This is a genomic window from Thermotoga sp. Mc24 (assembly GCF_000784835.1).
Taxonomy (GTDB): domain Bacteria; phylum Thermotogota; class Thermotogae; order Thermotogales; family Thermotogaceae; genus Thermotoga.
On sequence record NZ_JSFH01000011.1, the window covers coordinates 48,294 to 71,358 of the forward strand.

Sequence of the window (23,065 nt, forward strand, 5' to 3'; positions counted from 1 at the left end):
TCGCCTCCTCACATTTCAAACACCTTTCTTGGATCCATGTAAAGGATCTCTACATCAGGCATTTCCTCTCTGTATCTTTTTATGACAGACTTGAGCTGTCTTATGTAGCGGGTGGAAATGTGGTAGAGAATGATTCTTTTGACACCTGCTGATTTCACAGACTCCATCACTTCATCTATGGCGGCGTGGTTCTTGTACCTTCGATCACGTGCATCCAGGAACGTACACTCGTGGATGAGCAGTTCCGTTCCACGGATCTCCTCAGGATCGAGTGCCAGCGAGTCTCCACTGATGGTGAGGATCTTTTTGTGATATTCTTCAGTGACAAAGTCTCTACCTTTCTCTTTTACAAGACGTGAAATTTCTTTGCTGTCCAGTTCCTGAAACTCTTTCTTCAGCTTTCTTCTAACCTCGAATACGTGATAACCAAAACTCACTTCAGAAGAAACGTGTTTCGTTTTGAACGGCTGAACGTACCTCTTGAATCCCCCTGCGTCTCTCAGAAAAACTGTCTCACCTTCCCTCAGAGGGTGAACATTGAAGGAGAATCTGAGATCGGGGTTTGCTCTCTTTATGAATTCGGTGTACTCCTCCACTGCCCTATTCCCCTCTGGATAGAAAACATCGAGGGGCTTCTCTCTGTCTCCCATACCGTTGTTCCTTATGTTTACAACGCCCCACAATCCCGCTATGTGATCCACGTGACCATGAGTGAGAAAGATGTATTTGAAGGCGTACACCTTACTTCCAAGAGTCGTGGAGACACCCTCTCCCGCATCGAAGAGTATGCGCTCCGGTGAATAATAGATCCAAGTGGAAAACAGCGCCTTTGAAAACCCTATGATGTTCATTCTTCTCTCTCCACCCTGATCTTTATCGTGTCCTTAACACCTCCTGGCAGACTGACTTCCAGAGAGTATTCACCCAGTTCTTTTATGGGTTTGTCCAGTTTGAACCACTTTTTATCGAGCTCCAAACCGGTGGTTTTTGAAATCTCTTCTGCGAGTGTCGCAGCTGTAACAGCTCCGAATATCTTTCCACCTTCACCCGCTTTGACCTTCACGACGTGAGTTCTTTTTTTCAATTCCTTGAGGATCTTTTCGCTCTCTTCTCGTTCTCGTTCCTTTTTTCTTTTCTCTATTTCCTTTTCGTGTTTTATTGCCCTTTCAAGCCCTTCCGTGTATTCTTTTGCAAAACCGCGGGGTATGAGGTAGTTCCTCGCGTACCCATCCGAAACTTCTTTGATTTCACCCTTTTTTCCGATCTTTGGAATGTCCCTGAGAAGTATCACCTTCAAAACAGATCACCTCCTGAAAATTTTTCCTTATCTATTCTATCATGCTTGATTGATATAATCTTGAAGAGAGGAGGTGTGAAGTGTGCAGAAAGCGATAGTTCTGTGTGCTGGAAAAGGGACAAGACTCAGACCACTCACGTTCACAACCGCCAAACACCTTATTCCTATTGCTAACAAGCCTATTCTCTTCTACAGTCTGGAAAATATCGCACAAGCTGGTATCGAAGAAGTGGGGATCGTGGTGAGCCCTCACAATGCCGAAGAGTTCAAGAGCATAGTTGGTGCGGGTGAGAACTTCGGTCTCAAGATCTCTTACATCATCCAGGAGGAACCCAAAGGTCTTGCACATGCCGTCTGGGTTTCACGAGAATTTATTGGAGACGAAGATTTCATGATGTACCTGGGAGACAACCTCATTCTCGAAGATCTGGGAAAATTCGTGAAAGATTTTGAAAATTCGGACTATGCCGCTTCAATTCTGCTATCACCAGTCAAGGATCCAACCCGTTTCGGTGTAGCCGTGATGGAAGGTGACAGAGTGATAAAGGTTGTGGAAAAACCCAAAACACCTCCCAGCAACCTCGCCATAGTGGGTCTCTATCTTTTCAAAAGTAAGATCTTCGAAGGGATAAAGAACATAAGACCTTCTTGGAGAGGAGAACTCGAGATAACGGACGCCATCGAATACCTTATTGAAAAGGGTGAAAAGGTTCGAGGTTACATCGTTTACGGTTGGTGGAAAGACACTGGAAAGCCTGAAGATCTGCTAGAAGCCAACAGGAAGATCCTGATGGAGACAACCGAAGAACTTCTCGGGGAAATGGATGACAAGTCCTCCATACAAGGGCCTGTTAGAATAGGAAAAGCGTCGAAAATCGTCAATTCTGTGATTAGAGGTCCCGCAGTCATAGGAGATAATTGCTTCATAAAGAACTCTTACATAGGTCCCTACTCTTCAATAGGCAACGGCGTGATTCTCGAAGACTGTGAAGTGGAAAACAGCATCGTGATGGATGAATGCTCCATAACGGGTGTGGAAAAAAGGATAGATTCTTCTATACTGGGAAAGGGAGTTTCTGTGAGGGGATCACAGAAGAGACCCGCGAGTTTGAATCTCATCCTGGGAGACATGAGTCGGGTGGAACTTTAAAAAAGAGGGGCTTTGAGCCCCTCTTATTGTTTCGTCCACTTCACGATGATAGGCGAGACAATGTAAAGCGAGGAGTACGTTCCTACAACCGTTCCCACTGTCATTCCAAAAGCGAAAGGTTTGACGGCGTTTCCGGCGAACAGAAGAAGGACAAAAACGACGAAGAACGTGGTGAGAGAGGTATTTATCGTTCTGGCGAGTACCTGATTTATACTCATGTTCACAATGTTCACCATGTTCCTTCCGCGATATCTTTTCATGTTCTCTCTGATCCTGTCTGAAAGAACGATCGTGTCGTTGAGAGAGTAACCAAGCAACGTGAGAAATGCTGCCACCGCCGCGACGTTTATCTCGTAGCCGAACAGCGAGAAGAATCCCATGGTGATGAGCACATCGTGTATCAGAGCCACAACGGCAGCGACTCCAAAGATGAACCTGAACCTGATAGTGATGTAGATGAGGAGAACAACAAGAGCCACCAGAATCGCTGTCCACGTTCCCCTTCTGATTTCCTCGGCCGCCGTTCCACTGATCTCATTGAAGGACACCACCTTACCAGAAAGGAGTTTTTCCATCTCTTCCTGAATTTTCTGCTTTTCATCTGGTTCGTAAGTTTTCGGAACGATGATGGAGTACTTCTGAACGTTTGAAGGATCACCCGCAGAACGAACTGCCACTATCCTTGCCTTTGCAAATTCCTCAGAGATTTGAGAGATGGCCGTTCTTATGTCGCTTTCCGTAATCTCTATATTTTCAAATCTCACTATGATTTCAGAACCACCGGTGAATTCCACCCCGAAGTTGAATCCTCTTGTTAATATGGAAACGATGGATATCGCTATTAGTATCAGCGAGATCGCGATGAAGATCTTCGACTTTCCCATGAAATCAATTTCTTTTCTCATTGCCCGGTCCCTCCCTGTGCCTCACCGGCTCTGAAGGGTTTTATGAAGCGCGCAAGTGCATCGAGAAGCAGACGGCTGAACACCAGATTCACAAAGATACTGCCAAGTACACCGATGGTCAGAGTGATGGCAAAGCCTTTGATGGTTCCAGTACCAAAATAGTAGAGGATGAGACCTGTGAGTATCGTTGTGATGTTCGCATCGAGTATCGTCGAAAGCGATCTGTCGAAACCAGCCGCTATGGAAGTTTTAACAGGTTTACCCAGTCTCATCTCTTCTTTTATTCTTTCGTATATGATCACGTTTCCATCGACGGTCGTTCCTATAGTGAGGATGATACCCGCTATTCCAGGGAGGGTAAGGATGAATTTGCCGGCCGCCATCACACCAAGAAGTAATACGGTGTTGTAAATGAGAGCAAGATCGGCGACAATTCCCATCGTTCTGTAGTAGATGATCATGTAAGCGAGAACGAGTATGAGTCCGATTATTCCCGCTTTCAGGGAGGCATCGATCACATCACGTCCAAGGAGTGGTGCAACCCATCCCGAAGAGGTTTTTGCGAGCCTTGCGGGAAGCGCACCACTTCTCAGAATGGCAGCGAGCTGTTTCGCTTCTTCCAGTGAGAAGTTACCTGTTATTTCTGCCTTCCCATCAGTTATGATCGCGACTACCTGACCCGCGAACTGAACAACATTGTCGAGTACTATGGCGAGTCTCTTCTTTGGATCGTAGGTTCCTTCAGGAACATACAATGCCTGTGTGATCCTCTTGAACACATCGACGTATTCCTTCGCGAGTTCAAAGGAGACCTTGTAACCGTACCTTCCCGTTCTTGTCTCCACTTCAGGTCTTGCATACACGATTCTTGGGGCTTCAAGAACCAGATCTCTCCTTCCCATTATCTCTTTTTTCACGAGGTACCACTTTCCGTCTCTCCCTTTGAGCCATACCGCATTTTCCCTTCTGGCTTCAAGGGAAAGTTCAGGTACCTTGTACGGATCTTCACCAAGGTACTCATCGAGAACCTGAGCAAAATAAAGGACACCCGTCGATCCGATCAACTTTTCTGCCTGGACCGTGTCGGTTGCCCCGGGTATCTCCACCACTATGTAGTACTTGTTATCCCGGAGCACTTTATTGACAGCTGCTTCTGTGTAACCAGCCGCATCGAGCCTGTTTCTCAACACAGTCCACACGTCATCCACAACATCGGAAGGATTTTCTGTTCCTTGCTGAACTTCAAGCATGTATTCGATCCTTGCACCACCTTTTATATCCAGTCCAAGGCGAATATTGGACGTCCATCCTCCTTTACTGGGCCAGAAGATGGCAAGCAAAGCACCAGCCAGTACCAGTAGAACTACTACGAGCCTTACTCTGTCTCCCCTCATTCATCATCCCTCCTGATCTTCCTGTGACCTCTCCTTTATAACCGTGGAAATAGCCCTTTTTGTTATCTCAAGTTCCGTGGAATTCGCTGTTTTGATCTTGACGGTGTCTTTTTTGATATCGATGACTTTCCCAACGATTCCTCCAATTGTGACGACTGTGTCTCCTCGTTTTATCTGACTTATCATCTGCTGAAACTGTTTTTCCCTTCTCCTCTGGGGAAGGATGATCATGAAGTAAAAAATAGCTATGAAGAATATCAGCATGAAGAGGAGACTTCCCCAGCCACCTGTTGCGGTTGTGGTGCTACCGTTCGAAGCACCTGGAGCTGCTGCGTAAATGATCTCAGGCATTCTCCTTTCCTCCCTTCTCAAATATCAATTGAAGCCGTCTGTAAACCAGTGGAACCAGAATGAATTGAAGAACGATACCGGGAATACCTGTGGTGAAACTCAACAAAATGGAGGTTAACGGCTGAAGCTTAATGCCAACAAGAGCCCCAAGAATGTAGTAAGAAACCGAGTAAACAAGCCTTCCGAGAACTACGGCGATGAGAATTCGAACGAAAATGTTCTTCTTCATAACCCCTATAACGAGCCCGTACGTGAACACCTCAGGTATCATGAAGAGAAACATTGGAAATGGGGGCATTCCCATCGTTAAAAACGAGAGAAAAGGAAGTACCGCACCCGTTACTCCTCCCACGAAAGCCCCAGAGGTCGCTCCAGCGAGCATAGCTGCCAAGTGGAGAGGCAGGAACATTCTCCCAAGGTTCACCAGATGAAAGAGATAGGCAAGAGCTACACCAATAGCAAGCCACATCGCAGTGTAAGTCAGCTTTCGCATCCGAATATCACCCCTCTTTTTCAAACTTCGAATTGATTATATCATCTATCATGTTTCTGGCGTTCTTTACATCCTGGTCAATAGCAGACTTCAGCTCCTTGATTGAACCAAATTTTTTCTCGTCCCTCATGAATTTCAACACTTCCAGTTTCAGCTTCTGTCCGTAAAGATCTCCTCCAAAATCCAGGATGTACACTTCGTACTTCACGTTTTTCGCATCACCCACGGTGGGTCTGAAACCCACGTTCATGACACCAAACTTTTTCTTTCCATCTGGCAAATGAACTCTCACCAGATAAACTCCCCTTTTCAGATCTACGAGTTTTTCATTTCCTCTGTCGATGTTGGCAGTTGGAAATCCCAACTTTCTTCCAAACTCCCTGTCTCTGTGGACGATTCCTTCGATTTCGAAATATCTACCAAGGTACAGAGGAATTTCCTCTGCTTTTCCTTCCTGAACGAGATTTCTAATCAGAGAACTGCTCACTCTTCTTCCCTGAACAACCACATCTTCGATTTCGTAGACTTCTATACCCTTCTTTCTAAGAAAAGACGCGTCTCCGTTTGCGTTCTTGCCAAATTTGAAATCCTTTCCAACAACAACAGCTGACACTCCAGATAGATACCTCTCGACAAACTTTTCTGGAGTGAGATCTTTTATTCTGAAAAAATCCAGAACAACGGTTCTGGAGTAACGAGAAAGCATCTCCACCCTGCTTTCTACCGTCATGAGAAGACCGGGAAAATTCGGTGAGAAGTACTCGGGGGGATAGGATATGGTGTAGATCAGGCTATCGTCTTTCCTGAGGAAAGCTATTTCCTTCATGGTTCTCAGAACCTTCTGGTGTCCGATGTGAACCCCATCGAAAACTCCAATGCTAACAACCATTCTTTTCACCTCGTGTTGAAGACCTTTCTGAGAGTCAAAACTCGCTCGTTTCTCCCGTGTTTTCCCAAGGTTTTTAGAAACGAAGAATTTCTCTCCGCTTCAGCCAGAGCAAGCAACTGCCCCTCTTCGTTGAACACTCTGACAACCTCACCCTTTTTGAAACTGTCCCATTCCTTGAGCATCTCAAGGTATATTTGAGAGCCGTTTAGAATCATTTTCGTTGATTCTTGATGAACGACGACACACGGTAACCACTCGAGGCATTTTTCGAGCGGCACAATCTTGTTTTCTATCTCCTCAGGTGTAGCTTCGAATACGTTCAAACTTTCCTCGATTGTATGGGGGCCCACGCTCTCTCTTACGAGTTCAACAGCAGTGGCACCACAACCGAGTTTGTAACCTATATCCATACAGAGAGATCTTATGTAGGTGCCGGGAGACGCTTCTACTCTGAAAGAAACATCTTTTCCATCAATGTTCACATCCCATATCCTGAAAATCCTCACTCGTCTTGGAGGAAGGTTTATGATCTTTCCTTCTCTCGCCAGCTTGTAGAGACGTTCGCCTTTGTATTTTTTGGCAGAATAGACAGGTGGAACCTGATTGTATTCCCCCACAAAAGAAAAGATTGCTTCTCTTATTTCCTCTTCGGTAGCATTGCATTCCCGTTCTTCAACAACCTCGCCTGTTATATCGAAAGTTTCGGTTATCAAACCGAGTCTCATCTTCACCCAGTACACCTTTTTCAAATCTTTGTAGAACTCGAGAATTCTCGTCCCTTGGTTAACACCGAGTATGAGAACTCCACAGGCGAACGGATCGAGGGTACCTCCGTGTCCGACTTTTCTCGTCTTCAATTTTTTTCTCACTTCGTCCACAACATCGTGCGATGTGGGTCCTTTAGGTTTGTAGGTTACAAGGATTCCGTGCTTCACTCTTCTTCCTTATCCTCCTCTTTCTTTTCTTTGTCTTTCAGGGGATCGTATCCGAGTTGAACCAGCAATTGGTGAACTTTTACACTCGCTTCTATGCCTTTATCCTCGTAAAAACGGATTTCAGGAGCAACATAGAGTCTCAAGTTTTTGGCAATAAAGGTTCTGAAAAAACCCTTTGCTCTGTTCAATATTTCAACCGTCTCTTTTCGCTCTTCTGGTGTGCCGAGAAAGCTGACATAGACGTCTGCGTACCTTTTGTCCTTTGATAGTTCCACTCTGGAAAACGTGACGAAATCTTTCTTCAAACGAGGGTCTCTCAGTTGCTGGAGTGCTTCTGTCAGAAGCTTCTGAATCTCCGATTCGAGCATGGCTTTTCTATAAGCTGGATTCATTCTTTTCACCTCCTAATCTATCTGCAAGAATTCCTGAGCCTTGCTGTACTTCTCCTTAGATTTATCCAGTATTCGCAAAAAAGTTTTCGGTTTCATCTTCAATACATTCAAGGCGAAAGGTGAAAGTTCCGGATCTCCCCACGAAAGAGATGCTCCTTTCATCATGATATTCGCTATCACATCTCCAATGTGGACCATAGAAACTTGATTGACGAAGAGTTCGTTTGGGTTGCCCTCAACGTTGTGATGGTACTCCGCAGACAAAATCAAAAGATCTGGGAAATTCCACTTTCTGAGTAGCTTTGCTCCTACTTCAGGGTGTGGTGGGATCCCAAGCTCCTCTTCTATGTCTATGAGGTTCTTCTTAGTCTTTTGAGCGATTCTGACTTCCGCTTCGAGTATATCGGAGAACAGAAGATCATAAACCACCTTGCCCAGATCGTGAAGAAGTCCCGCTATGAAAATCTCCTCCTTGAGGGGATAGCCCATTGCTTCTGCAACGGTTTCTGAAGCGATAGCACTCACTACGAAATGCTCCCAGAGCTTTTCGCGGTCGATGCCAGAAGAGCCGTTTTTGAAAACCATATCGTAAGTGAAAACGCTGAGGGCGAGATTCCTCACCGTTTTAAAACCAAGGATCATCACTGCTTCGCTCAACGTGGTTATCTTTCTTGGAACACCATAATAAGCTGAGTTGGCTAGTTTCAACACTCTGGCACTCAAGCTTGCGTCCATCATGAGAGTGTTCGCTACTTCAGTCGAAGACGCATCCGGCTTCGAACAAACGGCGATTATCCTTTGAACAACAACATTCGGTGAGGGTAACTTGTCTATCTCTTCAATTATCTTGTCTATTATCTTCGCCGGCACGGTCTTTTGGGATCCACACAAAGAATCTGGATCCCTTCCCCACCTCACTTTCCACCCATATCCTGCCACTGTGAAGCTCCACGATCTCTTTTGTTATGGCAAGGCCGAGTCCCGTTCCAGGCACTTCGTAGGTCAACGAAGAATCCACCCTGTAAAACCGTTCAAATATCCTATTCTTTGCGTGATCCGGTATTCCTATACCGTTGTCCTCTACGATTATGAGAACACCGCCATCTTTCTCATTCAAGATCACCTTCACATACCTATCAGGTGCATCTTTCTTTGAGTACTTCACCCCGTTGTTGAGAAGATTCAAAAGCACCTGCTTGATCCTTGTCGGATCGACGTAAGCTTCCGCAGGACAAGGAACATTACTCTCAAAGGAAACCTTCACTTTGTGAGATGAAGCGAATTCTTTAATCGCGTTCACCGCACTTTCTACGAGACAACAGAGATCAACTTTTTCCCTGTTTATTTGAAGGGATTTTCTTTCAAGCCTGGAGAAGTCCAGTAACTCGTTCAGGAGATTTTCAAGGTGGTTGCTTTGATCCATTATCACTTCGAGGAATTCCTTGAGGGTGCTGAAATCCAGTTCCTCCAGACTGTTGTAAATTGTCTCTGCATAGGCTTTTATGGCCGTTAAAGGTGTTCTGAGCTCGTGCGAGATGTTCGCTATGAATTCTGTTTTCATCCTGTCTATACGCTTCAGTCTCTCGAGTTCTTTTGACTCTGTCACGTTCTCAACAATCGTCAGCGCCTGGACTTCGCTGCCGAGGGCAAGAGGTATCGAGGTGATGGAAAAGAACTCTTCCTCCAATATTACTTCACCATTTCTTTGTGTTCGCAAAGATATTGCCTCTTCTGACAGAGAAACGGCCTTCTTCAGAACTTCGTCTGGAAAATTCTCCTCTTTGAACTTTTCATTCTGAAATTTTATTTCTCCATTCGAATAAACAAAGATACCTTCTGGAAGACCGTTAAGAATAACGTTCACGTAGTTGTACGTTTCTTCTAACTCTCTGTACAGCTTTATGTTTTCCAGAACGATCGCCGAAAGAAACGAAAGAACTTTGAAAATCTCCGTTTCTTCCATCGATGGCTGATGATTCAGTAGTACAATTAAGCTTCCAAACATCCTGTTTTGCTTCACAACAGGAACTATTCCAATATAACTGAGATCATCCTCTATAAAGACGGGATTGGATTGTCTGATGGACCAGTCAATGAACTCTTCGAATCTTTTTATATCGACATCTCTTCCCCAGATTTTTCTCTTGTTTTCATCGACGAGGATCACTTCTTTAATATCAACCACTTTCTTTACAAGGTCCAAAAGACCCTGAAGAATATCATTTTCTGTTTTCGCATTGGAAAACTCCATTATCATTATCGAAAGGAGTAAAAACAGACGATCGCTCTGTTTTTTTATCTTTTCTTGTGTTTCCTCCAAGGAAAAATCACCTCACAATTTCCGTCGCCGCTTTTCTCAGACGATTCATCACAGCAAACAGAATTCCCCGTTCTTCAAATCCCTCAACAATTATATACTCTTTACCCCTTTTTTCTGCTTCTCGCAGAACAGAAAAGATGTTTTGGGCGATACTGTAGGGATTTTTCAAAGATCCCACAACGATTATATCGTCATACAGCTCCTTTCTCTCATCAACACAGATGACCACATGGTTTGGATACTTTTTCAATACTTCTTCCATCTTCGTCAAATCTTCTACGAGTATCAAAGGCTTTGAAGGAGCGTAGTGTCGGTATTTCATTCCCGGTGCAAGCGGTCTGCCTTTAAAATTCCCTTTTCGTACAAAATCAGGTACTACGAGTTCCGGAAAGAGCTCCTTCAATCGCTCAACCTCCACTGGCCCTGGCCTCAGAAGAACGGGCTTTTCTTTTGTGAGGTCCACAATGGTGGACTCCAGGCCAAAGGGGGTATTCCCCGCGTCGATTATCAGCTTAACTTTACCCATGAAGTCTTCTATGACGTGTTGCACGTTGGTAGCGCTGGGTCTCCCCGATAGATTTGCGCTTGGAGCGGCTACAGGATGGCCAAAGAGTTTTATCAACTTCAGGGCCACCGGATGTGCCGGCATCCTCACAGCCACTGTCGAAAGACCAGCGGTCACCACGGGAGGTATCTTTTCAGATTTTTTTCGAAGAATAACTGTCAGCGGTCCCGGCCAGAACTTTTTCAAAAAGTCCAGATGAGCTTCATAACCCTCTGCGATTTCTTCCAGCTGCTCGAAAGAATGTATATGAACAATGAGGGGATTGTCAGTGGGTCTTCCCTTCAACTCGAAGATCTTCCTGCAGGCTTCTTCGTTGTACGCGTCCGCTCCTATTCCGTAAACGGTTTCAGTGGGGAAAATGATAACTTCTCTGTTCCGGAGAAGCTCGACTGCTTCTTTCAAAACTTCTTCGTTGGGGAAGAGGGGGTCCACCTTTAACACTTTAGTCACAGGTTTCTCCCTCCTGATATGATACAAAATAAAGGGGCTCTCTGGAGCCCCCTGTGGTGCCGAGGGCGGGACTTGAACCCGCACGGGGTCATCCCCCAGCTGATTTTGAGTCAGCCGCGTCTGCCATTCCGCCACCTCGGCCCTCTATAATATATAGTACCAGTTCCCTCTTTTTGAAGTCAAGCTCAAGGAATTCTCTTTCTTCTTGAATTCTTTTAAAATGTGTGCTAAACTTATTATTAGCACTCAAAAGAAGGGAGTGCTAAATCATGAGAAGGTTCAACAGAAAAAACAGCGAATCTTCGAAAAAATTGAATGATCGCCAGAGAAAGGTGCTTTACTGCATCGTGAGAGAGTACATAGAAAACAAAAAACCCGTGAGCTCGCAGAGAGTTCTGGAAGTGAGCAACATAGAGTTCAGCAGTGCCACTATAAGAAATGATATGAAAAAACTGGAGTACCTTGGATACATATACCAGCCCCACACATCGGCTGGAAGGATTCCAACCGACAAGGGGCTGAGATTTTACTACGAAGAGATGCTGAAGATCTCAAAAGAGACATCAGAAGCGGATCTCGCCGTGGAGACTTTCAAATCGATACCTCTCGCCGATCCAGAAAAAGTTCTCTTCCTCGCAGGAAGTCTCTTAGCCCGATTGACGGAGGGTTACGTCCTCATAGAAAGACCAAACACCAGAGATTTGAAAATACTCAGGGTGATACTTATCCCTGTTTCGGAGGACTACCTCATCTTTTCTATACTGACGGAGTTCGGTGTCTCCAGAGTTACCCCCATCAAAACTCAGGAACGACTGAACTGGGAAGAAATCGAAAGACAGATCAACTTCCTCCTCAGGGGCAGAACAATAGGAGAAGTGTTGATGGGTAGGATAGAAAGTCTGAAAGGAAGTGGATTTCTCAGGTTGATAGAATCCTTTATAGGCGAGACCATAGAAAGATATCTGGATGCGGGGCTTGAAAATCTTCTAAGGGATGAGACACTTACTCTGGAGGACATCAGAAACCTTCTCGAAGAAATCAAAGATCAGAAATTTCTTGAGAGCTTAGCTGAAGAAGGCATAACTGTCAGGATAGGAAGGGAAATCGGCAGAAAAAAGCTGGAAAAATTCGCTGTTTTTTCAGGAAAATACTTCAAAGGAGAATCTCCTATCGGCAGTGTGTACCTCTTCACGTCGAAGGTTACGAAATACGATAGAAATCACAGGATATTTGAATACATACTGAACCGTCTTTCGGAGTATTTCACTTCGACCTCCAGGAGGTGAAAAAGATGAGTGAAAAGGACAAAAAGGAACTCACACAGGAATGTGAAGAACTGAAAGAAAAATATAAAGAACTTGAAGAGTACGCAAAAAGACTGAAGGCCGAATACGAAAACTATCGTGAGGAAGTCGCCCGTGAAAAAAGAGAACTGATAAAGAACGCAAACGAATACCTCATATTGAAACTCATTCCCGTTCTTGATGATTTCGAAAGAGCACTGAATCAGGGAGAAAAGGGGAACGCTTTCTACGAAGGCGTGAAAATGATATACAAAAAACTCCTGAACGTCTTGGAAAAAGAAGGGCTCACAAAGATCCACGTAGGAGAGAAATTCGATCCTTTTGAACACGAAGCAGTTGAAAGAGTAGAAACGGAAGACGTGGAAGAATACACCGTCCTCGAGGTAGTAGAGAACGGTTACAAATACCACGGGAAAGTCCTGAAACCCGCAAAAGTGAAGGTTGCAGTAAAACCACGAAAAAAGGAAGAAAGGATGGCTGAAGAACCTTCTAACAAGAAGGAGTGATGCATTATGAAACGTGAAAAAAAGGACTACTACGAAATTCTCGGTGTTCCCAGAGATGCCACACAGGAAGAAATAAAAAGGGCTTACAAAAGACTGGTGAAAGAGTGGCACCCGGATCGACATCCAGAAAACAGAAAAGAGGCTGAACAGCGTTTTAAGGAAATTCAGGAGGCCTACGAGGTTCTCAGCGATCCACAGAAGAGGGCCATGTATGATCGTTTCGGGTACGTGGGAGAACAGCCTGTGTATCAGGAAACAGAATCCGGTGGCTTCTTCGACGATATATTTAGAGAGTTTGAAAACATCTTCAACAGGGACATATTCGACGTTTTCTTTGGCGAAAGACCTCACCAGGAAGAAAGAAGAGAATACACTCGAAGAGGCGAAGATATAAGGTACGAAATAGAAGTAACTCTCTCCGATTTGATCAACGGAGCGGAGATGCCCGTGGAATACGAAAGGTACGAAACCTGTCCAAGGTGTGGCGGAACCGGCGTGGAACCCGATACTGGGTACGTAAACTGTCTAAGTTGCGGTGGAACGGGAAGGATCAGAGAAGAACGAAGATCGTTCTTTGGATACTTCGTTAGTGAGAGAACCTGTGAGAGATGCGGTGGCACAGGGAAGATTCCACGGGAGTACTGCCACGAGTGTGGTGGAAGTGGTAGAGTTCTCAGAAAGGTCAGGAGAACGGTGAAAATACCGCCAAATGTGGAAGATGGAACTCAGCTTAGAATCACTGGCGGTGGAAATGCGGGATACTACGGTGGACCTTACGGTGATTTGATAATCGTCGTTCGTGTGAGACCAGATTCCAGATTCAAAAAATCCGGTTCGGATCTCGTGTACGATGTTACAATAGACTACCTCCAGGCCATTTTGGGAACAACCGTTGAAGTTCCTCTTCCAGAAGGTGGTACGACAATGCTGAAGATTCCTCCGGGAACTCAGCCGGAAACCGTCTTCAGATTGAAGGGAAAAGGCCTTCCAAACAGGTATGGAAGACGCGGAGATCTCATCGTAAATGTACACGTTGAGATACCAAAGACTCTTTCCAGAGAGGAAAGAAAAGTCCTTGAAGACCTGGCGAAAAAACGCGGGGTCACGATCGGTTAACGCTTGGGATTGACGAGTGCTTCTCTTACAACAAGCTTAACGTTATCTGGAACCGTGACTTCGACGGTGAAAGGGCCTCTTCGGACACTCATCCATCCCAGTCCTGCCACCGCCAGTTCTTCTCCTTCTTTTAATGTGAAAATTTCTCTCTTCCACTTGAAGTTTTCAAATTCTGTTTTGGAACACGGAGGAATCAACAGATCTCCCAGTCTTTTTTTCATGAGTTCGTCCGCCCTCTCTCTTTTCGTTTCATGGAAAGTTACCTCTTTGGAGGAGAAAAGCAGAAAGATCGGTTTCTTTTCCGTTTCATAGTGGATATCGAATCGGCACAGCCCTCCCATAAAGACGGTTCTGCCATTATCCGGCTTGAAGGTTTTCCTGGAGAGTTCTTCTCTTGGTAAAACTCTTTTTTGACATTCAGAATCCAGAAGATCGAGAATTCTATCGTTTGTCATGATACCTGGTGTATCGTAGAGATACAGATTCGCTTCTCTTACCTTTCTTCTGAGAATACCCAGAGTTGTCCCCGGGAAGGGACTTATGGTGTTCTCATGGGTACAGATCTTGTTCATCAGAGAAGATTTTCCAACGTTCGTTACTCCCACCACCAACGCCTTGTCGGTCAACAGTGAAAGATACTTCACAAGCGAGCTCAGACCAAAATTTTTTTCAGCACTGACGATCCTTATGTCATCCGGATTGTGTACTCTTATCCTTTTCTTCACCCATTCTTTGATTTCCTTCACTGTAACCACCCTTGGCAGGAGATCGACCTTGTTTATGGCGTAGATAACCCTCTTCCCCTTCAAAATTTCTGCTATATCCTCTCTGTAAGTTCCCTCGAAATCGAAAATATCGATCACCCAGACCACAACATCGAATCCTCCAAGGTACGATTTCAACTGGTTTTTGAAATCCCAATTGAATTCGACTGGCTCCAGTTTGCCGTAATGTTTCATCCGAAAGCATCTTTGACAGAGTATTTCTCTTCCTTCTTCGAGTCTTCTTTCAAAGACCTGACGTGGGATGTACCCTGGTTTTTTTGGATCCTCAAACTGAATGGCTGCTCCGCATCCGGGACACTTCATCGAGTCTCACCTCATTTTATGTCGTCTTTCAATCCTATTTCCTGTAGTATGATGAAGTCCTTTTCTCTCCAATTTTCTTTTACCTTGACGTTCAGGTCGAGATACACTTTTCTTCCCACGAGAAACTCCAGTTCCTCACGGGCGAGCGTTCCAATCTTTTTTATCATGCTACCGTTCTTTCCTATGATAATCCCCTTCTGAGAATCACGTTCCACGTATATGTTCGCACGTATGTAGAGAACACCGTTTGGTCTATCCTTTATTTCCTCAATCACCACGGCCGTGGAGTGAGGTACCTCCTGCCTTGTGAGATGAAAGATCTTCTCCCTTATGATTTCAGCAGCCATGAAAGAGAGAGGACGATCCGTTACCATGTCCTCGGGGTAATACTGTGGTCCCTCGGGTAGCTCTTCCTTTATCTTTTCCAGAACCTCATAGACACCTTCGCCTCTCAAAGCGGATATGTAGTGAACAGCCACGGCGTTTTCCACCATGTTTTTTGCAAGTTCTCCCACCGCTTTTGCTCTTTCTTCACCCGCCACATCGATCTTGTTCACAGCGATGATAGTTTTGGTTCCAGACTCGCTCACAATCTTCGCAACATGTTCGTCTGTCTTCGTAAAGCCATCCGCCGCGTCCAGCATGAAGAGAATCAGATCCACTCCTTTAAGAGCCTGAACAGCAGCCTTCACCATGTATTCTCCAAGTCTGTGAAGAGGTTTGTGGATACCGGGAGTATCCACAAATATGATCTGACTATCTTTGTCCGTGTAGATACAATTTACCCTGTTCCTGGTAGTTTGTGGTTTGTCTGAGACGATCACTACTTTTCTTCCCATAACAGTATTTATGAAAGTCGATTTCCCCACATTCGGTTTTCCTGCCAGAGCGACAAAACCCGATTTAATGTTCACCACCTCCCAGCCTGAACCCTCTTGGTAGAAGATCTTTCAATTTCACAACTTCGAAGTTTCCATCTTTATCTGCCATTATCACATCCAGATCATCGGAAAATTCGTAGAGAACCTGTCTGCAAGCACCGCAGGGAGTAGTCTTATCTGGAGAATCCGATGCTATTGCTATTGCCACGAACTCCCTCTCTCCTTCAGAGACAGCCTTGAACACGGCTACTCTTTCAGCGCAAACTGTAAGACCGTAAGAAGAATTCTCCACATTCACCCCCGTGTATATTTTTCCACTCTTCGCGAGCAAAGCGGCACCTACTCTGAAACCCGAGTACTTAGCGTACGCCTTTTTCCTGGCTTCCAGAGCCATTTTCACCAGTTTCTCCGGATCCACCATTGATCTCTTCCCTCCCAAGTATCTTTATCATGACTTTCTCTATTCTGTTTTTCCCGACAGCGAGTATTTTGAAATACAGATTTCCGATCACCGCTTCTTCTCCAACGTTTGGGATTCTCTTGAAATGCTCGAGCAGATATCCTGCTATCGTTTCGTACTCCGTTTCTGGAAATTGAACACGCAACTCCATCTCGATGTCGTTTATCGGTGTGGTGCCATCTACCACAAAAGTCCTTTCATCGATTTTTCTTATACCGGAGATCTCATCGTAGTCGTACTCGTCCATTATGTTTCCAAAGAGTTCTTCTATGATGTCTTCGAGCGTTACGATACCGGCTGTTCCTCCATACTCATCCACAACGATCGCTATATGAATCTTCCTGGCTTTGAGGATCTTAAGGAGTTCATCTATGTTCATCGTCTCGGGAACGTACAGGGCTTCTCTCATGATATCTTTAACTTTCATACTTTTCACTTCTTCGCAATCTTTTGCCGCCAGAATCGAAAGTACATCCTTAGCGTAGCAGATACCCACGATGTTGTCTATGGTTTCTTTATAGACGGGTATTCTGGAGTATCCTTCGTCTTCAACCAGTTCGATGAGGTCTTTCACCGTTTGATTCTCCTCTATTGCCACTATGTCAACCCGCGGTGTCATGATTTCTTTCACGGCTATCTGTTTCATCTCGAAAGCGCGCTTGATGATCCTTTCTTCTTCCTCCTCTATGACACCCATTTCTCCTCCGACCTGAACAATAGAAACGATATCCTCCTCAGTTATGAACAGATCTTCAGAGACCTTTTTTCCATGCCTCAGAGAAATGATGCCATCTGCTATTTTCACGAGTAACCTTCCTATGGGATCCAGAACTCGTGTGAGAAATCTTATAGTTCCTATCGATCTGCGGAACACACGTTCTGGATCTGATCGGGCCAGGACCTTCGGTGTAATCTCACCGAAGATGAGAAGGATGGTGGTAATGAAGAGAGTAGATACGATTGCCACGAACTCTTCGCTCACGTTTCTGAGCAGATTCAAGAAGATGAGAGTGGAAATAGAAGATGCGAGGAGATTGACGAGATTGTTACTTATGAGAATCGTAGTGAGATACTTGTTGAACAGGTGTATGTAACTTGCTTTTTCAGAACTTTCCTCCTTTTCTTCCAGAAACTCTTTGATCTTGACCTTACTCATGAGGGTGAGTGCGGTCTCCGAAGAAGAGAAAAAGTTCGACAGATAGATCAGGATGACCAGCAACAGCGACTCCAGTCCAAGAGTCAAAGCATTACTGACAGGATCTTCCACTTCTGTTCCACCTCCATCAATAGTGATAGTTTTCACCATGGATTATTTTAAACGCTCTGAATATCTGCTCCAGTACTATCAAAACGGTCATTCCATGTGTAAAGGTCATCTTCGATAATGAAAAAACACGGTGGGCCTTCGCGAAAATCTCCTCACTCAACCCGTAAGGCCCACCTATCAGGATAGTTATATCCTTTCCTCTCATTTCCAAATCTTTGAGAAAATCAGAGAACTCTTCTGAAGAGACTTCTTCACCTTTCCTATCCATGACCACTACAGAACTTCCAGGAAGAATCCTGTTTGCCAGATCTTCCGTTTCTTTCCTGACGATTTCTTCGATGCTTCCTCTGTGGATTCGCTTTATTTCGAGAACTTCCAGCCTACAAAATCGTCTCAAGAACTTTTCGTAGTGCCCTATCCCTTCTCTGATAAAACCGTCCAGCTTTCCGTTCACCGCTATTCTTACTCTCATTTCTCACTCTCTCTAACGAGTATTTCCAGAAGACTGGATTCTATGACCTTTTTAGCGTTGAGGTCCGTTCTCAGGTAGTAAGAAACCGTCTTCAACAAAGATTCGAGCGGGAAAAGTCCTACTATCTCCGATCCCAGAACCGGTACTCCGTATCTTTCGGCTTCCATCTTTATGAGTTCGAAAACTCGATAGAGAGGTGTTTTTTTGTGATCTGTTATGTTAATAGAGACCTGGACAACTCCCTTTCCTTTCAAATCAACGCCTATCGCTTTGACGTATCTAAGTCCTCCGCTGGAGAACCTGATTGCCCTGGCTATTTTTTCGGCTATTTTCACATCTCGTGTTCCGAGGTTCACGTTAAAAGCTATGAGAAACTCTCGTGCACCAACTGCTGTTACGCCCGCTGTGGGATGTACGCGGTCGGGACCAAAATCTGGCTTCCATAGAGGATCTTTTATCTTCTCGAAAAAACCTTCAAACTCTCCCCTTCTGATATCTGCAAGATTTTGTCTTTCAGGTCGTGTGGCAGATTTCTCGTAGAGATACACGGGGATTCCCAGTTCTTCTCCTATCCTGCGCCCGAGTATTTTCGAATACCCCACACACTCTTCCATGGTCGTGTTGTAGAGGGGTACAAGAGGAATGACATCCGCTGCACCCATTCTGGGATGTTGACCCGTGTGATTTCTCAGATCGATGAGTTCGGCTGCCTTTTTCGTCATATCGAAGAGAGCGTTTATGAGGTTCTCCGGTTCTCCCACGAGTGTGACCACCGATCTGTTGTGGTCCGCATCCATTGACCAGTCGAGAACCCATACCCTGTCGTATTTTTTCGCCTCCGCGACAATCTTTTCAACTACTTCCTTTCTTCTCCCTTCGCTGAAGTTTGGCACCGATTCTATCAGTTTCAATTCTCATTCCCCCTCGGTTTCACCATTCTATCTTTCAGAGTTAAAATGATTTCCTCATAGGTTTTACCATCGTCCGGGTAACATACGTACGCGTAGCTGAAACGTTCGGAAAGTTTCTCTTTCATTCTCTTTGTAACGGCCTCTATTCCGTGTTTCCCCGTCAGGGTCAGTACAAACAGGTATTCGCTGGCAGAGATGGGAAATATGTAATCCGTTTCTCTGAAAAACTTCCCAATAGCCTCATAATCTCTCATGATATCTTCGAACTTAACGTACATGACGCAGAAGCGAGAACCCGTCCTGTTGGAACGTTTTATTTCTTTTCTCACAATATCTTCGAATTTAAAAGTGATCTCAAGATCCTCGATGTTTTTTCTGAGAGAAACAGTAAGTCTAGGTGCGGAAGAAATGATTTTTTTGACTCTTTCCAAGAGATAATCAAGCTTGAAGGGTTTGAGAATGTAGTCAACCGCACCCGCTCTCACCGAATTAATAATGAGATCTTTGTCAACGTATGCACTCAGAACCGCAATCTTTGTGTTGGGAAATTCCTCACGTATTCTTCTTATCAGGTTCAGGCTCTCTTCACCTTCGAACATATCTACAAATACGAGATCGATCTTTTCACGACGAAGGAGCGTGAACGCTTCCTGCTCATTCCTTGCCCAGATCACATTGAAACCGTCTTTTTCAAGGGCATTTTTGACAGCAAGAAAGGTGATTCTGGATTCATCCACTACCATAACCGTTGGAGTCACCGTGAACTCCTCCTTATTATCACTAATTTTAACATCGATCACTCTATTTTGTTCATGATGAATTTGAAGTATTCCTCTTCATCATCAAAAGTGATGGTTTTTACGATCGTCCTGTAGCCGGGTTTCACGATCGTGATCTCGTAGGTTCCTACCTGGACATATAGAGTGATGGGGGTTTCACCGTGGTAGTACCCGTTCAGGTATATTGCGGCTCTAGATGGGTCAGTTTCTATTCTGACTTCTGAGAAGACCACTTTCCTCTCCAGCCTTCTGAAAATCTCTTTTTCTTCTCCCGGTGCGAGATTCACCGTGAAGCGATCTGTTTCGTATCCTTCTTTTTCCAGTTTTATCTCGTACGTTCCCGGATCGAGGATGAGATTCAAGCCGTTCTGATCGGTCGTTCCCACGTATCTTCCGTTGATATAGACGTCGACCCCAGAAGGATCTGTTCTCAGTTTCAAAGAAGACTGCGATGGTTTCAGTGCGACGTACACGGATCTGGTTTCTCCCGCACTGAGCGTTATGTTCCGGGTTTCTTCGCGGTATCCCTCTTTTCTGAACGTGACAGTGTAATTTCCGGGAGAAAGGTTCAGCGTCAGAGGAGTCTTTCCCTGATAGACTCCGTTCAGATAGACACTCGCACCGCTCGGGCTTGAACTGAGAGAGAGCTGGGCGAGAGGCAGGGTGGCTGTCACCTTTACCGTCTTGTCTCTTTCCACATAGACTTCCTTGTAGAACGTATAGTTCTCGAAATACACCGTCACGTAGTGTGTTCCTTCGTCCACCGACACCGTGACCGGTGTCTTCCCCTTGTAAGAACCGTCGATATAGACTGTCATTCCAGGAGGGGTCGAGTCAACGATCAGCGTTCCAAAAGCGGGAGCCCTTCCCACATAGAAATAAGTGAGATCGGAGACCCACTCATCACTGAGGTAAGGTTTCAACTTGTTTTGAACGTACTCTTCGACGTTGTCAGACAGCGTCGGAAAGGCTTGGGCAGTCCCAAGTTCTTTCAGCTGGTTGAAAATCGGTATCGGCCGTGCGCTCGCGATCACCTGAATGTACTCTTTTCCATACGGCGGTGAAACTCTGAGAGAGTAGGTTGATTTCGAAGGGATCTTTTTTATCTCATTCGCCCTGACGAAGTTGTCGCTTTCATATTTGTTCGGGAAGATGAGAGTCACTTTACCCTGTGCGTTGATGTCGTAGACGAGTATGTAGGCATCTTTGGAAGATTTGACGAAGATCTCCATCCTCTCTCCAACTTCATAAACGGAGCCTTCCGGTTTGTTGAGCCACACATCCACCGTGAAGTAAGGTTTTTCGGGTACTATGATGATACTCTTTGCATCGAAAGAGAAAGCCACCATCGAGACAAGAATCAGAAGAAAAAACACATATCTCCTCATGAGTCACACCTCCTCATCATTTTATCCATCTGACTTCTGCACCGAGGATTTTTAATCCGCTAGGATTTTCCTGAACAAAAGCGGCAAAACCGTCAACACCACTCATAGGTCCAAGGTGATAAACTCCACTGTTATCGAGGTATATTTCGTTCTCATCTTTTATATCTACTACTTCACAGTGATTATCACGTTTGTTGAAGGTTACCACAAAAAATTTCGTGATTTTAACATCCTTCGTCAAATCTTTGACCTTCGCCTGCCACTCTCCCTGATCTGCCTGCCACCAAACATCCACGTCGTAAGTTGGATAGTAACTGCTCCAGATCCGGTTCAAGTCGTTTTTAAGATCTGTCGTCTCAACGATTTCACCGGCTGCTGCGACGAAATCGCCACTTTGTTCATAGAATGTTTTTCTCTCATAGTAAGCGCTACCTTCATTCGGATAGTAGAGTACAATCACAGGGTGTTCCTGAACAAGATAATCACCGTAGGATGGTTGATACCAATCCATCACATCGTAAAGATAAGTATTTCCAACCACCTCGACAATGAACTCGTGTCTTTCTTCAAATAGAGGCAGACAGGCTGTCAGAAGCAGAAAAACCACACCTACGAAAAGAAGAAATCTTTTCATTTTCTTCACCCCCTCGAATCTAAGACCTTCGGTAGTGAGAAAGAGTTCTCAAAGTTTCTTCTCCACTCTTGCAAGTGCGATTCCCTTGAGAATGAGTCCTATGAAAATGGAAAACACAAGTGTGGAGGTTCCTCCATAGCTGATAAAGGGAAGAGGAACACCTGTGACTGGAAGGAGTCCAAAGTTCATTGAGACGTTTTCGAAGACGTGAAACCATATCAATCCACACGCAGAAACCATCAGTATCTCCCAGTATTCATCCTTCACATTCAGGATCCATCGAGAAACCTCGAAGAACAGAAGACCAAAGAGTGAAAGCAAAAAGACTATCCCGACGAAACCGAACTCTTCGCCAATCACCGAGACGATGAAATCGGTGTACGAAACGGGGACGTACCCCATAAGGTTCGCCTTTCCTTTCATGTATCCCGTTCCAAAGAGTCCACCGGCTCCAATCGCGTGAATCGACTGCAGGACGTTGTAAGAGTAACTCTCACCGTACTCTTCCGGGTTGAGAAAAGAGAGTATCCTTGCTCTTTGATAGTCCTTCAACCCAAAGAAAAAGAAAACAGGGATAAACACAAGGACAAATATCAACAGAATCACAAGGGGCTTCTTATTCACATTCGAGGCCAGAACCGCAAACAACCAGATCAATCCCACGGAAAGCGTGGTGCCAAGATCAGGTTCAAGAAATATGAGAACAGCGGGGACAACCGTGAGGAAAAGACTTCTCCAGAACCACTTCTTCTCCAGAAGGTAAGGGAGCAGAACGATGAGAGAAAGCTTTGCAAAATCTGAAGGCTGGAAACTGAATCCCATGATTCTGAACCATCTCTTTGAACCACCGATGGGTGTCCCCTTTACAAGGAGAACTACCAGTAAAACGATGGAGAAAACGTAGAGAATGATCGAAAAATTTCTAATCGTTCTGTCTTTGATGAACAAAATCAGAAACATCAACGAGAAACCGGCTACATCCCACACAATCTGCCTTGTGAAGAGTTGCTCGTTTTCCCCATAAGTTGCGCTTCTCAAAGTGGTAAGCCCGAACAACATTAAGACAGCCACAAGAACAACTACGATCCAATCTATTCTTTTGTTTTCGTGTGGTATGG

The 23,065-nt window shown here is 45.0% G+C and carries 26 protein-coding genes and 1 tRNA gene; 4 read left to right on the forward strand and 23 right to left on the reverse strand.

What is annotated here, in order from left to right:
* Nucleotides 1-8 precede the first annotated feature (8 nt).
* Nucleotides 9-851 (reverse strand): ribonuclease Z, encoded by an 843-nt coding sequence (rnz, locus tag MC24_RS07105; protein ID WP_038053949.1) that lies wholly within the window; start codon nt 849-851, stop codon nt 9-11.
* Entirely contained in the window at nt 848-1,297 is a 450-nt protein-coding gene (gene rplI / locus MC24_RS07110; protein WP_038053952.1) for a 50S ribosomal protein L9, read from the reverse strand. The genes rnz and rplI overlap by 4 nt, the downstream gene beginning before the upstream one ends.
* 82 nt (nt 1,298-1,379) lie before the next feature.
* On the opposite strand from rplI, the gene MC24_RS07115 reads away from it, so the two are divergent.
* Nucleotides 1,380-2,447 (forward strand): glucose-1-phosphate thymidylyltransferase, encoded by a 1,068-nt coding sequence (locus MC24_RS07115; RefSeq protein WP_038053954.1) that lies wholly within the window; start codon nt 1,380-1,382, stop codon nt 2,445-2,447.
* A 23-nt stretch (nt 2,448-2,470) separates the two neighbouring features.
* On the opposite strand, the gene secF is transcribed toward MC24_RS07115, so the two are convergent.
* The 11 genes from secF to MC24_RS07170 all read right to left on the reverse strand — a co-directional run bounded on the left by secF (nt 2,471) and on the right by MC24_RS07170 (nt 11,282).
* The gene (gene secF / locus MC24_RS07120) at nt 2,471-3,352 is read right to left on the reverse strand and encodes a protein translocase subunit SecF (protein WP_038053956.1); all 882 of its coding nucleotides are present in this window, start codon (nt 3,350-3,352) and stop codon (nt 2,471-2,473) included.
* Complete coding sequence (gene secD / locus MC24_RS07125; RefSeq protein ID WP_038053959.1) at nt 3,349-4,746, reverse strand: protein translocase subunit SecD; 1,398 nt, start codon at nt 4,744-4,746, stop codon at nt 3,349-3,351. Before secD ends, secF begins: the two co-directional genes overlap by 4 nt.
* Nucleotides 4,747-4,749: 3 nt before the next feature.
* A complete protein-coding gene (gene yajC, locus MC24_RS07130; protein ID WP_038053962.1) occupies nt 4,750-5,097 on the reverse strand; it encodes a preprotein translocase subunit YajC in 348 nt (115 codons plus the stop codon).
* Nucleotides 5,090-5,590 (reverse strand): ECF transporter S component, encoded by a 501-nt coding sequence (locus tag MC24_RS07135; protein ID WP_038053965.1) that lies wholly within the window; start codon nt 5,588-5,590, stop codon nt 5,090-5,092. Before MC24_RS07135 ends, yajC begins: the two co-directional genes overlap by 8 nt.
* Before the next feature lie 7 nt (nt 5,591-5,597).
* Nucleotides 5,598-6,479 carry a riboflavin biosynthesis protein RibF gene (ribF, locus tag MC24_RS07140; protein ID WP_038053968.1) on the reverse strand — a complete coding sequence of 294 codons (882 nt, stop codon included), beginning with the start codon at nt 6,477-6,479 and terminating at the stop codon, nt 5,598-5,600.
* A gap of 5 nt (nt 6,480-6,484) precedes the next feature.
* The gene (gene truB / locus MC24_RS07145; RefSeq protein WP_038053971.1) at nt 6,485-7,414 is read right to left on the reverse strand and encodes a tRNA pseudouridine(55) synthase TruB; all 930 of its coding nucleotides are present in this window, start codon (nt 7,412-7,414) and stop codon (nt 6,485-6,487) included.
* Complete coding sequence (gene rbfA / locus MC24_RS07150; protein ID WP_038053978.1) at nt 7,411-7,806, reverse strand: 30S ribosome-binding factor RbfA; 396 nt, start codon at nt 7,804-7,806, stop codon at nt 7,411-7,413. The genes truB and rbfA overlap by 4 nt, the downstream gene beginning before the upstream one ends.
* A gap of 12 nt (nt 7,807-7,818) precedes the next feature.
* Nucleotides 7,819-8,676: an HDOD domain-containing protein gene (locus MC24_RS07155; RefSeq protein ID WP_038053984.1), complete on the reverse strand. Its 858-nt coding sequence runs from the start codon at nt 8,674-8,676 to the stop codon at nt 7,819-7,821.
* A complete protein-coding gene (locus MC24_RS07160; protein WP_038053988.1) occupies nt 8,645-10,126 on the reverse strand; it encodes a sensor histidine kinase in 1,482 nt (493 codons plus the stop codon). The genes MC24_RS07155 and MC24_RS07160 overlap by 32 nt, the downstream gene beginning before the upstream one ends.
* A gap of 7 nt (nt 10,127-10,133) precedes the next feature.
* Nucleotides 10,134-11,141 (reverse strand): L-threonylcarbamoyladenylate synthase, encoded by a 1,008-nt coding sequence (locus MC24_RS07165; RefSeq protein WP_038053991.1) that lies wholly within the window; start codon nt 11,139-11,141, stop codon nt 10,134-10,136.
* A 54-nt stretch (nt 11,142-11,195) separates the two neighbouring features.
* Nucleotides 11,196-11,282 (reverse strand) — tRNA-Leu (locus tag MC24_RS07170).
* 128 nt (nt 11,283-11,410) lie between these two features.
* On the opposite strand from MC24_RS07170, the gene hrcA reads away from it, so the two are divergent.
* From hrcA to dnaJ, 3 genes are read left to right on the forward strand one after another with little or no spacing between them, the layout of a single operon-like run.
* Nucleotides 11,411-12,427, forward strand: coding sequence for a heat-inducible transcriptional repressor HrcA (gene hrcA, locus MC24_RS07175; protein WP_038053994.1), 1,017 nt, complete (start codon nt 11,411-11,413; stop codon nt 12,425-12,427).
* A 5-nt stretch (nt 12,428-12,432) separates the two neighbouring features.
* Nucleotides 12,433-12,951 (forward strand): nucleotide exchange factor GrpE, encoded by a 519-nt coding sequence (locus MC24_RS07180; RefSeq protein WP_038053995.1) that lies wholly within the window; start codon nt 12,433-12,435, stop codon nt 12,949-12,951.
* Between the two features lie 6 nt (nt 12,952-12,957).
* Entirely contained in the window at nt 12,958-14,067 is a 1,110-nt protein-coding gene (gene dnaJ / locus MC24_RS07185; protein ID WP_038053998.1) for a molecular chaperone DnaJ, read from the forward strand.
* On the opposite strand, the gene yqeH is transcribed toward dnaJ, so the two are convergent.
* The 10 genes from yqeH to MC24_RS07235 are packed head-to-tail and all read right to left on the reverse strand — an operon-like array spanning nt 14,064 to nt 23,033.
* Nucleotides 14,064-15,155 (reverse strand): ribosome biogenesis GTPase YqeH, encoded by a 1,092-nt coding sequence (yqeH, locus tag MC24_RS07190; protein WP_038054000.1) that lies wholly within the window; start codon nt 15,153-15,155, stop codon nt 14,064-14,066. The genes dnaJ and yqeH overlap by 4 nt on opposite strands.
* A gap of 11 nt (nt 15,156-15,166) precedes the next feature.
* Nucleotides 15,167-16,063 (reverse strand): GTPase Era, encoded by an 897-nt coding sequence (gene era / locus MC24_RS07195; protein WP_200883242.1) that lies wholly within the window; start codon nt 16,061-16,063, stop codon nt 15,167-15,169.
* Nucleotides 16,059-16,457, reverse strand: coding sequence for a cytidine deaminase (gene cdd / locus MC24_RS07200; protein ID WP_038054006.1), 399 nt, complete (start codon nt 16,455-16,457; stop codon nt 16,059-16,061). The genes era and cdd overlap by 5 nt, the downstream gene beginning before the upstream one ends.
* Nucleotides 16,396-17,763: a hemolysin family protein gene (locus MC24_RS07205; protein WP_038054008.1), complete on the reverse strand. Its 1,368-nt coding sequence runs from the start codon at nt 17,761-17,763 to the stop codon at nt 16,396-16,398. Before MC24_RS07205 ends, cdd begins: the two co-directional genes overlap by 62 nt.
* Nucleotides 17,764-17,779: 16 nt before the next feature.
* Nucleotides 17,780-18,235 carry a 23S rRNA (pseudouridine(1915)-N(3))-methyltransferase RlmH gene (locus MC24_RS07210; protein WP_038054011.1) on the reverse strand — a complete coding sequence of 152 codons (456 nt, stop codon included), beginning with the start codon at nt 18,233-18,235 and terminating at the stop codon, nt 17,780-17,782.
* A complete protein-coding gene (gene ftcD, locus MC24_RS07215; protein ID WP_038054013.1) occupies nt 18,232-19,146 on the reverse strand; it encodes a glutamate formimidoyltransferase in 915 nt (304 codons plus the stop codon). Before ftcD ends, MC24_RS07210 begins: the two co-directional genes overlap by 4 nt.
* Nucleotides 19,143-19,904 (reverse strand): response regulator, encoded by a 762-nt coding sequence (locus tag MC24_RS07220; RefSeq protein WP_038054016.1) that lies wholly within the window; start codon nt 19,902-19,904, stop codon nt 19,143-19,145. Before MC24_RS07220 ends, ftcD begins: the two co-directional genes overlap by 4 nt.
* Before the next feature lie 38 nt (nt 19,905-19,942).
* Nucleotides 19,943-21,313, reverse strand: a complete 1,371-nt coding sequence (locus tag MC24_RS07225; RefSeq protein WP_038054018.1) for a PEGA domain-containing protein — start codon at nt 21,311-21,313, stop codon at nt 19,943-19,945.
* 16 nt (nt 21,314-21,329) lie between these two features.
* Nucleotides 21,330-21,947, reverse strand: a complete 618-nt coding sequence (locus MC24_RS07230) for a hypothetical protein (protein ID WP_038054020.1) — start codon at nt 21,945-21,947, stop codon at nt 21,330-21,332.
* Nucleotides 21,948-21,995: 48 nt separating this feature from the next.
* On the reverse strand, nt 21,996-23,033 hold the full coding sequence (locus MC24_RS07235) for an FtsW/RodA/SpoVE family cell cycle protein (RefSeq protein ID WP_268745483.1): 1,038 nt from the start codon (nt 23,031-23,033) through the stop codon (nt 21,996-21,998).
* Between the last annotated feature and the right edge of the window lie 32 nt (nt 23,034-23,065).